At 58.9% G+C, this 13,057-nt stretch carries 12 protein-coding genes; 9 read left to right on the top strand and 3 right to left on the bottom strand.

What is annotated here, in order from left to right:
• Nucleotides 1-39 precede the first annotated feature (39 nt).
• From JFU47_RS13295 to JFU47_RS13310, 4 genes are read left to right on the top strand one after another with little or no spacing between them, the layout of a single operon-like run.
• Nucleotides 40-1,050, top strand: a complete 1,011-nt coding sequence (locus tag JFU47_RS13295) for an ABC transporter permease subunit (RefSeq protein ID WP_201183449.1) — start codon at nt 40-42, stop codon at nt 1,048-1,050.
• Between the two features lie 13 nt (nt 1,051-1,063).
• A complete protein-coding gene (locus tag JFU47_RS13300; protein WP_033058231.1) occupies nt 1,064-1,975 on the top strand; it encodes an ABC transporter permease subunit in 912 nt (303 codons plus the stop codon).
• 10 nt (nt 1,976-1,985) lie between these two features.
• Nucleotides 1,986-2,954: an ABC transporter ATP-binding protein gene (locus JFU47_RS13305; RefSeq protein ID WP_201183451.1), complete on the top strand. Its 969-nt coding sequence runs from the start codon at nt 1,986-1,988 to the stop codon at nt 2,952-2,954.
• Nucleotides 2,954-3,934, top strand: coding sequence for a peptide ABC transporter ATP-binding protein (locus tag JFU47_RS13310; protein WP_140681593.1), 981 nt, complete (start codon nt 2,954-2,956; stop codon nt 3,932-3,934). Before JFU47_RS13305 ends, JFU47_RS13310 begins: the two co-directional genes overlap by 1 nt.
• A 106-nt stretch (nt 3,935-4,040) precedes the next feature.
• Here the strand turns inward: JFU47_RS13310 and JFU47_RS13315 are convergent, their stop codons facing one another.
• From JFU47_RS13315 to JFU47_RS13325, 3 genes are all read right to left on the bottom strand, one after another.
• A complete protein-coding gene (locus tag JFU47_RS13315) occupies nt 4,041-4,286 on the bottom strand; it encodes a hypothetical protein (RefSeq protein ID WP_201183453.1) in 246 nt (81 codons plus the stop codon).
• A gap of 156 nt (nt 4,287-4,442) precedes the next feature.
• A complete protein-coding gene (locus JFU47_RS13320) occupies nt 4,443-5,681 on the bottom strand; it encodes an MFS transporter (RefSeq protein ID WP_201183455.1) in 1,239 nt (412 codons plus the stop codon).
• Nucleotides 5,682-5,912: 231 nt separating this feature from the next.
• The gene (locus tag JFU47_RS13325) at nt 5,913-7,496 is read right to left on the bottom strand and encodes a peptide chain release factor 3 (RefSeq protein ID WP_201183457.1); all 1,584 of its coding nucleotides are present in this window, start codon (nt 7,494-7,496) and stop codon (nt 5,913-5,915) included.
• Nucleotides 7,497-7,859: 363 nt separating this feature from the next.
• Here JFU47_RS13325 and JFU47_RS13330 point away from each other — a divergent pair, with 363 nt between their 5' ends.
• From JFU47_RS13330 to JFU47_RS13350, 5 genes are all read left to right on the top strand, one after another.
• Nucleotides 7,860-8,576, top strand: coding sequence for an ABC transporter permease (locus tag JFU47_RS13330; RefSeq protein WP_008148956.1), 717 nt, complete (start codon nt 7,860-7,862; stop codon nt 8,574-8,576).
• Nucleotides 8,577-8,596: 20 nt separating this feature from the next.
• Entirely contained in the window at nt 8,597-9,490 is an 894-nt protein-coding gene (locus JFU47_RS13335; RefSeq protein WP_201183459.1) for a glycine betaine ABC transporter substrate-binding protein, read from the top strand.
• 12 nt (nt 9,491-9,502) lie between these two features.
• Nucleotides 9,503-10,156, top strand: coding sequence for an ABC transporter permease (locus JFU47_RS13340; protein ID WP_008148960.1), 654 nt, complete (start codon nt 9,503-9,505; stop codon nt 10,154-10,156).
• Complete coding sequence (locus JFU47_RS13345) at nt 10,153-11,310, top strand: osmoprotectant ABC transporter ATP-binding protein OsmV (protein WP_140681601.1); 1,158 nt, start codon at nt 10,153-10,155, stop codon at nt 11,308-11,310. Before JFU47_RS13340 ends, JFU47_RS13345 begins: the two co-directional genes overlap by 4 nt.
• A gap of 522 nt (nt 11,311-11,832) precedes the next feature.
• Nucleotides 11,833-12,996: a type III PLP-dependent enzyme gene (locus tag JFU47_RS13350; RefSeq protein WP_123405201.1), complete on the top strand. Its 1,164-nt coding sequence runs from the start codon at nt 11,833-11,835 to the stop codon at nt 12,994-12,996.
• Nucleotides 12,997-13,057: the final 61 nt, after the last annotated feature.

Raw genomic sequence — 13,057 nt, forward strand, 5'->3', positions numbered from 1 at the left:
GCCGGGCACGCCTAACCGGCTGATGAGGTACACCACAAGATGTTTAGTTTTATTGCCCGCCGATTGGGGTTATTGATCCCCACGTTCTTCGGCATCACCTTGCTGACTTTCGCGTTGATTCGCATGATTCCAGGCGACCCCGTGGAAGTGATGATGGGCGAACGTCGAGTCGACCCCGAAATGCATGCTCAGGCAATGGAACGCCTAGGTCTGAACAAACCCCTGTATGCCCAATATCTGGATTACGTTGGCAAACTGGCCCACGGCGATCTCGGAGAGTCCCTGCGTACCCGTGAAAGCGTCTGGAGCGAATTCACTTCTCTATTCCCCGCGACCCTGGAACTGTCCATGGCCGCGCTGTTGTTCGCTGGCGTCCTGGGCCTCCTGGCCGGGGTGATTGCGGCACTCAAGCGAGGATCCCTGTTCGACCACGGGGTGATGGGCATCTCCCTGGCGGGATACTCGATGCCGATCTTCTGGTGGGGCCTGATCCTGATCATGTTCTTCTCGGTGTCCCTGGGCTGGACCCCGGTGTCCGGGCGGATCGACCTGCTCTATGACATTGAGCCGCGGACCGGTTTCATGCTCATCGACACGCTGCTGGCCGATGACGTCGGTGCGTTCTTCGATGCCCTGCATCACCTGATCCTGCCGGCCATTGTGCTCGGCACCATCCCGCTGGCAGTGATCGCGCGGATGACCCGCTCTTCGATGCTCGAAGTGCTGCGTGAAGACTACATCCGTACCGCCCGCGCCAAAGGCCTGTCGCCGTCGCGCGTGGTATTCGTCCACGGCCTGCGTAACGCGCTGATTCCGGTACTGACCGTGGTCGGCCTGCAAGTCGGCACGTTGCTGGCCGGTGCGGTCCTGACCGAAACCATCTTCTCCTGGCCCGGCATCGGCAAATGGCTGATCGAAGCCATTGGCGCACGGGACTATCCCGTGGTGCAAAACGGCATCCTGTTAATCGCCTGCCTGGTGATTCTGGTCAACTTCGTAGTGGACATCCTCTACGGCTTTGCCAACCCACGCATTCGTCACCAGCGCTGAGATCATTATGACCATGACCACTTCAATTCCAGCGGTAGCAGTCGATCAAAGCCTGCTGTATCCGTCCCCCTACAAAGAATTCTGGCAAGCGTTCTCCAAGAACAAAGGCGCCGTCGCCGGCCTGCTGTTCATGCTGCTGGTGATTTTCTGCGCCCTGTTCGCCCCTTGGGTGGCACCGCATAACCCGAGCGAGCAGTACCGCGACTTCCTGCTGACCCCGCCGTCCTGGCTGGAAGGTGGGCAACTCCAGTTCCTGCTCGGCACCGATGAACTGGGTCGCGACCTGCTGTCGCGGCTGATCCACGGTTCGCGCCTGTCCCTGCTGATCGGCTTGTCGTCGGTGGTGATGTCGCTGATTCCGGGCATCCTTTTGGGTCTGTTCGCCGGGTTTTTCCCGCGCTTGCTCGGCCCGACCATCATGCGTCTGATGGACATCATGCTGGCCCTGCCGTCCCTGCTGCTGGCGGTGGCAATTGTCGCCATCCTCGGCCCTGGCCTGATCAACACCATTATTGCCATCGCCGTGGTTTCGTTGCCGTCCTATGTTCGTCTGACCCGCGCCGCGGTGATGGGTGAACTGAACCGCGACTACGTGACCGCCGCGCGCCTGGCCGGTGCCGGTCTGCCACGCCTGATGTTCGTCACCGTGCTGCCTAACTGCATGGCGCCGCTGATCGTTCAGGCGACCTTGAGTTTCTCCTCGGCGATCCTCGATGCCGCCGCACTGGGCTTCCTCGGCCTTGGCGTTCAACCGCCAACCCCTGAGTGGGGCACCATGCTGGCTTCGGCTCGCGACTACATCGAACGCGCCTGGTGGGTCGTCAGTCTGCCTGGTTTGACCATTTTGCTCAGCGTGCTGGCAATCAACTTGATGGGCGACGGCCTGCGCGATGCGCTGGACCCGAAACTCAAGAACGCCGCCTGAGGAGATTCAAATGTCACTGTTAGAAATCAAGAATCTCAACGTTCGCTTCGGCGACAAGAACGCCGTTCCGGTGGTCGACGGTCTCGACATTACCGTGGACAAGGGCGAAGTTCTGGCCATCGTTGGCGAATCGGGTTCCGGCAAGTCCGTGACCATGATGGCGCTGATGGGCCTGATCGAACATCCGGGGATCGTCACCGCCGACGCCCTGAATTTCGATGGCAAGAACATGCTCAAGCTGAGCAACCGTCAGCGTCGGCAGATCGTCGGCAAAGACCTGGCGATGGTTTTCCAGGACCCGATGACCGCGCTGAACCCGAGCTACACCGTCGGTTTCCAGATCGAAGAAGTGCTGCGCCTGCACCTGAAAATGTCCGGCAAGCAAGCTCGCGCACGCGCCATCGAACTGCTGGAAAAAGTTGAAATCCCGGGCGCTGCCAGCCGTATGGATGCTTACCCGCATCAACTGTCCGGGGGGATGAGCCAGCGTGTTGCGATTGCCATGGCGATTGCCGGCGAACCGAAATTGCTGATCGCCGACGAACCGACCACGGCACTGGACGTAACGATTCAGGCGCAGATCATGGACCTGCTGTTGGCCCTGCAGAAAGAGCAGAACATGGGCCTGGTGCTGATCACTCACGACCTCGCGGTCGTGGCCGAAACCGCTCAGCGCGTGTGCGTAATGTACGCCGGCCAAGCGGTCGAAGTGGGTCAAGTGCCTCAGCTGTTCGACATTCCGGCGCACCCGTACAGCGAAGCGCTGCTCAAGGCGATTCCGGAACACAGCCTGGGCGCCACCCGCCTGGCGACGCTGCCGGGCATCGTTCCCGGTCGTTATGACCGTCCGCAGGGTTGCCTGCTGTCGCCGCGCTGCCCGTATGTGCAGGACAACTGCCGCGTGCAGCGTCCAGCCCTTGACCCGAAAAGCAACAGCCTCGCCCGCTGCTTCTACCCGCTGAATCAGGAGGTGGCGTAATGGCCGTCGTACTTACCGCCCGCGACCTGACCCGTCACTACGAAGTGTCCCGTGGCCTGTTCAAGGGCCATGCGACCGTTCGCGCCCTGAACGGTGTGTCGTTCGAACTGGAAGCCGGCAAGACCCTCGCTGTGGTCGGTGAATCGGGCTGCGGCAAATCCACCCTGGCCCGTGCCCTGACGCTGATCGAAGAGCCCTCCTCAGGCTCCTTGAAAATCGCCGGGCAGGAAGTCACTGGCGCTGACAAGGCTCAACGCAAGCAACTGCGCAAAGACGTGCAGATGGTGTTCCAGAGCCCATACGCGTCGTTGAACCCCCGGCAGAAAGTCGGTGATCAACTGGCCGAGCCGCTGCTGATCAACACCAACCTGAGCGCCGCCGAACGTCGCGAGAAAGTCCAGGCGATGATGAAGCAGGTGGGCTTGCGTCCTGAGCATTACCAGCGTTATCCGCACATGTTCTCCGGCGGTCAGCGCCAGCGGATCGCTCTGGCCCGCGCGATGATGTTGCAGCCTAAAGTGCTGGTCGCAGATGAACCGACCTCGGCGCTGGACGTGTCCATTCAGGCGCAAGTGCTGAACCTGTTCATGGACTTGCAGCAAGAGTTCAACACCGCTTACGTGTTCATCTCCCACAACCTGGCGGTGGTGCAACACGTCGCCGATGACGTAATGGTGATGTACCTCGGCCGCCCGGTAGAAATGGGCCCGAAGAACGACATCTACGAGCGTCCTCTGCACCCGTACACCCAGGCGCTGCTGTCGGCCACCCCGACCATTCACCCGGACCCGAACAAGCCGAAAATCAAGATCGTCGGCGAATTGCCCAATCCGCTGAACCCGCCGTCCGGCTGCGCTTTCCACAAGCGCTGCCCGTACGCGACCGAGCGCTGCAGCACTGAAGAGCCGGCCCTGCGCCTGCTCGACAGCCGCCAGGTGGCTTGCCACTACGCCGAGCAGTTCCTCGACGGCGCGGCATAAAAAAACGCGCCTCAGTCACTGAGGCGCGCTTTTTCAGAGTTAACCAAACCCCTTCTGCCTGGGCTGCGCATCAGTCCGATAGAAGGGGTTTTCTTTTGCCTGTTATTTAAGCCCCTTTATCCTCGTCGGTGTCCGGTTCGTCAGTGGTCGAGTCGTCATCGCCCTCGCTGCCACCCTGATCCTGGTCGCCCGGCTCAGATTCGGATTTGGCGATCATCAGGGCCGTATGCGTCACCGGCCCGCTCGAGGCCTGCTCTCCGTGATCCTCGCACTCTGCCCACGCCGCCGACATGCCAACGGACAGCATCACCAAAACCTTAAGCAACAGCACAATGCGTTGAAAAATGCTCATAGCCGATTCCATCCTTTCTTGAGTGGTGCATGGGGTGCGTGTCTGGCGCTAAGTGAAATCTAGTTCCGATTCACCCGGTTCTCCAGATAGGACGCTAACGAATGGACAGAATGCCGCCGAGAGGGAGATTGGTTTTGCATAACGCCTATAACCAGATCAGCTAAGTGAAGCGGGCTCGCCGTGCGCCGAGGAGAGAAACCGTTGCCGCTCCGACAAACGAGTTGCTTGATAAATCAGCGGTATGGCCAGCAACGCCAGAGCCGCGCTGGCGAGCCAGACGCTATGCCCACCGAAATGACCATAGAGCTGACCTCCAAGCACAGGCGAAAGCAGCGCACTCGCACTCCAGCACATGAAAAAAAGACCAAAGTAATGCCCGCTTTTCCGTCCTTGCGCATGCTGCATGACCAGCACGTTCAGGGGCGGCATGAAAAGAGCTTCGCCAAGCGTCCAAATAACCGTCGACAGGCAGACATAGAGCACCCCGGAACCCAGGGGCAACATCCCGAGCCCGCAGGCCAGTAACAGGCTACCCGCCAGCAGTTGGCGACGCATGCCCCAATGCTCACTCCAATGAGATAACGGAATTTGCAGCAGCACCACCAGCGATGCATTGAGTGCAAATTGCCACCCGATGACTTCAGTGCTCAGCTGGTAGTACTCGAGTAAGTAATTGCCCAACATGCTGTAGACCGGGTCAAAGGCCAGGCCGAGCACGACAGAAGCCGCCAACAACCACAGGAAAGGTTTGTCTCGATACGGTACGGATGAACCTGAAGCAATTTCAGGCACCACATCCGGTATCAGAACCGGTCGATGAAATGTCGTCCGGACAAACCACAACAACGCCAACAGCGTCATGGCTGCACTGACAAAAAACACCCAGCGAAAATCAGTCTGCGCCAGGACCCCACCCACCACCCCGGCGACCGCCATACCCAGGTTTCTGGCAACACGACTCAATGACTGCGCACGAGCACGCTGCGCAACCTGGCAATACTCCATGATCAACCGCTGATGAAGGGTGCGAATAGCACCATCAAGTACACCGCTGAACAGCAGCAACCCAGCCAGCAAAGGTACGTCAGTGACCAGCCCCAACAAAACCAATACCCATGCCGAGACAAAAAACAACGCGGCAGTGAGCCGCGCCGTGGAGAAATGATCACTCAGTAGTCCGCCGACCATTGACCCTATCAGCAAGCCGGCCCCGTATCCGGATAACAACCAGCCAACGGTTTCAATCGCAAGTCCCAGTTCGTGGCGCAGGTACAACGCCATGAACAGCTTGACCATGGTGCTCAAGCGATTGATGAACAACAGCGCCGCCAGCACCCAGGCCATTACGCAGAAATAGCCAGCCGGCCGCAGCAGGTGAGTGAGCCGACTGGTCATTCCATTGATCCCTTGCAGTCGCTGCTTGTGAAGTGTCCTCTGAACGTTAGACGTCAACGCTTTCGTTGTCGCGGGTAAAAGTCCCGAGAACAGAAAAACAGAGACAAGCTACGAAATCAGGAAAAAAGGCCTACAGAAAAACCCTACCCAACAATCGATTCGAGCTCGCTCAATAAGCAAAAAAAGCCCACTGTTGTTCACAGTGGGCTTTTGGCTTTCGCAACTCAGCGCTTAGTGATGCTCACGCGTCGCACGGAATTTCACGTCCGGCCAGCGCTCTTCCATCAACGCCAGGTTGACCCGCGTCGGGGCCAGGTAGGTCAGGTGACCGCCGCCGTCGATGGCGAGGTTTTCCACAGCCTTGACGCTGAACTCTTCGAGCTTCTTCTTATCGCTGCAATCGATCCAGCGTGCGGAGTACACGGTGATCGGCTCGTAGGAGCACTCGACCTTGTATTCCTCTTTCAAACGGCTGGCGACCACATCGAACTGCAGCACACCGACGGCACCGAGGATGATGTCGTTGCTGCGCTCAGGGAAGAACACCTGCGTGGCGCCCTCTTCTGCCAATTGCTGCAAACCTTGACGCAGTTGCTTGGATTTCAGCGGATCACGCAGACGCACGCGACGGAACAGTTCCGGGGCGAAGTGCGGGATACCGGTGAAGCCCAGGGTTTCGCCTTCAGTGAAGGTGTCGCCGATCTGGATGGTGCCGTGGTTGTGCAGGCCGATGATGTCGCCGGCAAACGCCTCTTCCAGTTGCTCACGCTCGGAGGAGAAGAAGGTCAGCGCATCGCCGATCCGCACGTCCTTGCCGGTGCGCACGTGGCGCATCTTCATGCCTTTTTCGTACTTGCCGGAGCAGATACGCATGAAGGCGATGCGGTCGCGGTGTTTGGGGTCCATGTTCGCCTGGATCTTGAACACGAAGCCGGCGAATTTCTCTTCAACCGGCTCCACGGTGCGCTCGTTGGCGACACGGGCCAGCGGTTTCGGCGCCCAGTTGACCACAGCGTCGAGCACGTGATCGACACCGAAGTTGCCCAATGCAGTCCCGAAGAACACGGGGGTCAGTTGGCCGTCGAGGAATTCCTGTTGATTGAATTCGTGACAGGCGCCCTGCACCAGTTCCAGCTGATCGACGAAGCGATCGTACTCGTCGCCCAAGTGTGCGCGGGCTTCATCGGAGTCGAGTTTCTCGATGATTTTCACATCGGTGCGCTCGTGGCCGTGGCCAGCGGTGTAAACGATGATGTAGTCGTCGGCGAGGTGATAAACGCCCTTGAAATCGCGGTAGCAACCGATCGGCCAGGTGATCGGCGCCGCCTTGATCTTCAGGACCGCTTCGATTTCGTCGAGCAGTTCGATCGGGTCGCGGATGTCACGGTCGAGTTTGTTGATGAAGCTGACGATCGGCGTGTCACGCAGACGGCAGACGTCCATCAGCGCGATGGTCCGAGGCTCTACACCCTTACCGCCGTCGAGGACCATCAAGGCCGAGTCAACCGCCGTCAGGGTGCGGTAGGTATCTTCGGAGAAGTCTTCGTGGCCCGGGGTGTCGAGCAGGTTGATCATGTGGTCGCGATACGGAAACTGCATGACCGACGTGGTAATCGAGATACCACGCTGCTTTTCCATTTCCATCCAGTCGGAGGTGACATGGCGGTCGGACTTGCGAGACTTCACCGTGCCCGCAATCGCAATCGCCTTGCCCATCAGCAAGAGCTTCTCGGTGATGGTGGTTTTACCGGCATCGGGGTGGGAAATAATGGCGAAAGTGCGGCGTTTCGCGACTTCGGCGGCCTGTTTGGTCATGGGAAATCGCCTGGCAGGTGATTCAAAAAAGGGCGGCGAGTATAGCGCAAACCGAGTGTTACGGACCACCGTTCGCCCTGTCGCCCATGGCGATTGACGGGCCCGAAGGGACATCAACGGTGGCTAATTGCTGCTAAATATGGAACCTTTTAAAAGGTGGAGGCGTCCACTCCCCTGTTACAGCTCTCGTAGCAGGGTTCGAAAAACCTGCAAGTTAGCCTGACGAGGCTGCGCTTATGGCTCGATCTCATGCGGTTTCATCAGCATGAAGAGCTGCTTCTCGCGAACGTTGATAATCCCGGCAGCCAGGAATGGCATGCCCCACGGGACTGCGTTCGCCGACAAAGAAAAAGGAGTCCGCCTGTGGCTATTCGCTATGGCAAGGGGCTGATAGGAGGTGCGGTTGTCGTCGCCCTCCTGGCCCTGCTGGTCCACTGGATTGGCATCAACACGATCGAACATTACCGCGACGATTTGTTGTTTTACCTGCAAGCCCATTTGATTCTCGTCCTCGCTTCCATGCTGGCCGCCCTCGTTGTGGGCATCCCCGCCGGTATCTTCCTCAGCCGCCCGACCATGGTGGGCCGCGCTGAACGCTTCATGCAGATCTTCAACATCGGCAACACCGTGCCGCCTCTCGCCGTATTGGCCATCGCCCTGGGTATCCTCGGCATCGGCAGCGGCCCCGCTATCTTCGCCCTGTTCCTCGCCTCGCTGTTGCCGATCGTGCGCAACACCTATGAAGGCCTGAAAAACGTCCAGGGTTCGCTGAAGGAAGCGGCCGTCGGCATCGGCATGACACCCACTCAGGTGTTGTGGCGGGTCGAACTGCCGAACGCCGTGCCGATCATCATCGGTGGCGTGCGCGTGGCGCTGGCGATCAACGTCGGTACCGCACCGCTGGCGTTCCTGATTGGCGCCAACAGCCTGGGCAGCCTGATTTTCCCTGGCATCGCCCTGAACAATCAGCCGCAACTGCTGCTCGGCGCGGCCTGCACCGCCCTGCTGGCCTTGCTGCTCGACGGCCTGGTGACACTCGCCAGCCGCCTCTGGCTCGAACGCGGCCTCCGCCCGTCTTAAGCCTCGGCAAAGGAATTTTCATGAAAAAAGTATGCTTATTTTTAGGCTGCGTTCTGCTGTTCGCAGGATTTGCCCAAGCCGCTGAAAAACCGGTGATCCGCATCGGCGCCCGGGTGTTCACCGAACAAACCCTGCTGGCGGAAATCACCTCCCAATACCTGCGCACCAAGGGTTACGACACTCAGGTGACCGGCGGTCTGGGCAGCAACCTGGCCCGCAGCGCCCACGAAAGTGGTCAGCTGGATTTGATGTGGGAATACACCGGCGTGTCGCTGGTGGCTTACAACCACATCACTGACAAGCTCGACAGCGCTCAGTCCTACGCCAAGGTGAAAGAACTCGACGCGAAAAAAGGCCTGATCTGGCTCACCCCGTCGAAATTCAGCAACACCTACGCCCTGGCCCTGCCGGAAAACACCGCGAAGGCTTACCCGCAGATCAACACCATCAGCGAGCTGAACACGGTGCTGCAGGCTGAAGCGAAGACCAATCACCTGGTCGCGCTCGACACCGAGTTCGCCAACCGTTCCGACGGTCTGGACGGCATGGTGGACCTCTACGGCATGAACCTGACCCGCAAAAACATCCGGCAGATGGATGCTGGTTTGGTCTACACCGCCCTGCGCAATGGTCAGGTGTTTGCCGGTCTGGTCTACACCACGGACGGTCGTTTGAACGCCTTCAAGCTGAAACTGCTGGAAGACGACAAGCATTACTTCCCGGACTACACCGCTGCGCCGGTGGTGCGTCAGGTTTACCTCGATGCCCATCCGAAACTCGCCGAAGAACTCAAGCCGCTGGCCGAACTGTTCGACGACGTCACCATGCGCCAGCTCAACGCACGGGTCGATGTCGATCACGAAAGCCCTTCATCCGTTGCCGCAGACTTCCTGCGCCAGCACCCCATCAACTGAGGAGGAAAAGACATGGAATTTCTGAACGCCTTTTCCCATCTCGACTGGCCGCTGGTCCTGCAACTGACCGGGCAGCACATCACCCTGGTCGGCATTGCTGTGACGCTGGCAATCCTCGTCGGCGTGCCGCTGGGCATCCTGATGACACGCTTCCCGACCCTCGCCGGCCCCTTGCAGGCCAGCGCCACGGTGCTGCTGACCGTGCCGTCGATTGCACTGTTCGGCCTGCTGCTGCCGTTCTACTCCAAATTCGGCCAGGGCCTGGGGCCGATGCCGGCGATCACTGCAGTGTTTTTGTACTCGCTGCTGCCGATCATGCGTAACACCTACCTGGCGCTGACCGGCGTCGATCCCGGCATTCGCGAAGCCGCCCGCGGCATCGGCATGACCTTCGGCCAGCGCTTGCGCATGGTTGAACTGCCGATCGCGGTGCCAGTGATCCTCGCTGGTGTGCGCACCGCCGTGGTCATGAACATTGGTGTCATGACCATCGCCGCCACCATCGGCGCCGGTGGCCTCGGTGTACTCATTCTCGCTTCCATCAGCCGCAGCGACATGTCGATGCTGATCGTCGGCGCCGTGCTGGTCAGTCTCCTGGCCATCTTCGCCGACCTGCTTCTGCAATGGCTGCAACGCACGCTGACTCCAAAAGGACTCCTGAAATGATCGAACTTCAAAACCTCAGCAAGACCTTCCAAAGCAACGGCAAAGATGTGAAAGCCGTGGACTCGGTAAGCCTGACCGTCAATGAAGGCGAGATCTGTGTGTTCCTCGGGCCATCGGGCTGCGGCAAAAGCACCACGCTGAAAATGATCAACCGCCTGATCAAGCCGACCTCCGGCAAGATCCTGATCAACGGCGAAGACACCACCGACCTCGACGCCGTGACCCTGCGTCGCAACATCGGCTATGTGATCCAGCAGATCGGTCTGTTCCCGAACATGACCATCGAGGAAAACATCACCATCGTTCCGCGCCTGCTGGGCTGGGACAAACAGAAATGCCACGACCGCGCCCGCGAGTTGATGAGCATGATCAAGCTGGAACCCAAGCAGTACCTGAATCGCTACCCGCGTGAATTGTCCGGTGGGCAACAGCAACGGATCGGCGTGATTCGTGCCTTGGCGGCGGATGCACCGCTGTTGCTGATGGACGAACCATTCGGCGCGGTCGACCCGATCAACCGCGAGATGATCCAGAACGAGTTCTTCGAGATGCAGCGCGCGCTGAACAAGACCGTGATCATGGTCAGCCACGACATCGACGAAGCCATCAAGCTGGGCGACAAGATCGCAATCTTCCGCGCTGGCAAGCTGCTGCAAATCGATCACCCGGACACTCTGCTCGCGCACCCGGCGGACGATTTTGTCAGCAACTTCGTCGGCCAGGACAGCACCCTCAAGCGTCTGTTGCTGGTGAAAGCCGAAGATGCAGCGGACAACGCGCCGTCGGTCAGTCCCGAAACCCCGGTGGCTGAAGCGCTGGAGTTGATGGACGAACTGGACCGTCGTTATGTAGTGGTGACGTGTGCCGAGAATAAGGCGCTGGGCTATGTGCGCCGTCGCGACCTGCACCGTCAGACCGGTACTTGCACGCAATACCTGCGCGAATTCAACGCCACCGCCGTTTATGACGAACATTTGCGCATCCTGCTGTCGCGCATGTACGAGTTCAACCGCTCGTGGTTGCCGGTGATGGATGCGGAGCGGGTGTTCCTGGGGGAAGTGACTCAGGAGTCGATTGCCGAGTACCTGAGTTCCGGTAAGTCCCGTGGGGGCAAGACCAGCATTGTTTCCCCGGCCGAAACTGCGGTGGCCTGACCGACGCCTTCGCGAGCAGGCTCGCTCCCACAATTGGATCTGTGGTGTGCATGTAATTTGCGCATCAACAAAAATCTACTGTGGGAGCGAGCCTGCTCGCGAATAAGGGCAACACTACTCCCCCTGAAACACCTCAAATATCCCTGCTCAGGGAACATCACACTGTCATGCAGGTCGGTTACATCAGTAGCTGTCCGGGACCGCACGACGGATGCGTGCAAAAACGCGACATTTTTTGTTGATCTCAAGCCCCTCACGCCCTAAAGTTCGCGCCGAACGTCCATGCTGGAAACGATCCATCCGGCTCAAGTACTGACGACGAGACAGCAAGGCCAAGGGAAAGCACCGCTTCCCATGGCCTTTTTGCTTTCGGCGACATGCCTTGGGAAGTAGGCGAACCAAAGTGGGGATACGGAGGACGTTCAGGAGGGTGTGTCATCAATGAAATCACGAATGCGATTTCATTGATGACACACCCTCGCACCCATTGTTAATTTCAGTTTGCCAGTAGGAGTTCCCAGCATGTCGATCAACGTCGAAGACTATTTCGCGCGCGATACCTTCAACAAAATGAAGGCGTTCGCCGACAAACAAGAAACCCCGTTCGTGGTGATCGATACCGCGATGATCAGCCAGGCCTATGACGACCTGCGCGCCGGTTTCGATTTCGCCAAGGTCTACTACGCGGTCAAGGCCAACCCGGCCGTCGAAATCATCGACCTGCTCAAAGAGAAAGGCTCGAACTTCGACATCGCGTCGATCTACGAGCTCGACAAAGTGATGAACCAGGGCGTCGGCCCGGATCGCATCAGCTACGGCAACACCATCAAGAAATCCAAAGACATTCGCTACTTCTACGAGAAGGGCGTGCGTCTGTATGCCACCGACTCCGAAGCCGACCTGCGCAACATCGCCAAGGCTGCACCAGGTTCGAAAGTCTACGTGCGCATCCTCACCGAAGGCTCGACCACCGCTGACTGGCCGTTGTCGCGCAAATTCGGCTGCCAGACCGACATGGCCATGGACCTGCTGATCCTCGCCCGCGACCTGGGCCTGGTGCCGTACGGCATCTCGTTCCACGTCGGCTCGCAACAGCGCGACATCAGCGTCTGGGACGCGGCGATCGCCAAGGTCAAAGTGATCTTCGAACGTCTGAAAGAAGAAGACGGCATTCACTTGAAGCTGATCAATATGGGCGGCGGCTTCCCGGCCAACTACATCACCCGCACCAACAGCCTGGAAACCTACGCTGAAGAAATCATCCGTTTTCTCAAGGAAGACTTCGGCGATGACCTGCCGGAAATCATCCTGGAACCAGGCCGTTCGTTGATCGCCAACGCCGGCATCCTGGTCAGCGAAGTGGTGCTGGTCGCCCGTAAATCCCGTACCGCGGTAGAGCGATGGGTGTACACGGATGTGGGCAAGTTCTCCGGCCTGATCGAAACCATGGACGAAGCCATCAAATTCCCGATCTGGACCGAAAAGAAAGGCGAGATGGAAGAAGTCGTCATCGCCGGCCCGACCTGCGACAGCGCCGACATCATGTACGAGAACTACAAGTACGGTTTGCCGCTGAACCTGGCGATTGGTGATCGTCTGTACTGGTTGTCGACCGGTGCGTACACCACCAGCTATAGCGCGGTTGAGTTCAATGGCTTTCCGCCGTTGAAGTCGTTTTACGTGTAACTGACGCTTCGAGTTTCAAGCACCCAATGAAAAACCCATGACAGTGTCATGGGTTTTTTTA

Source organism: Pseudomonas sp. TH39(2020), assembly GCF_016650715.1.
Taxonomy (GTDB): Bacteria; Pseudomonadota; Gammaproteobacteria; order Pseudomonadales; family Pseudomonadaceae; genus Aquipseudomonas; species Aquipseudomonas mandelii_C.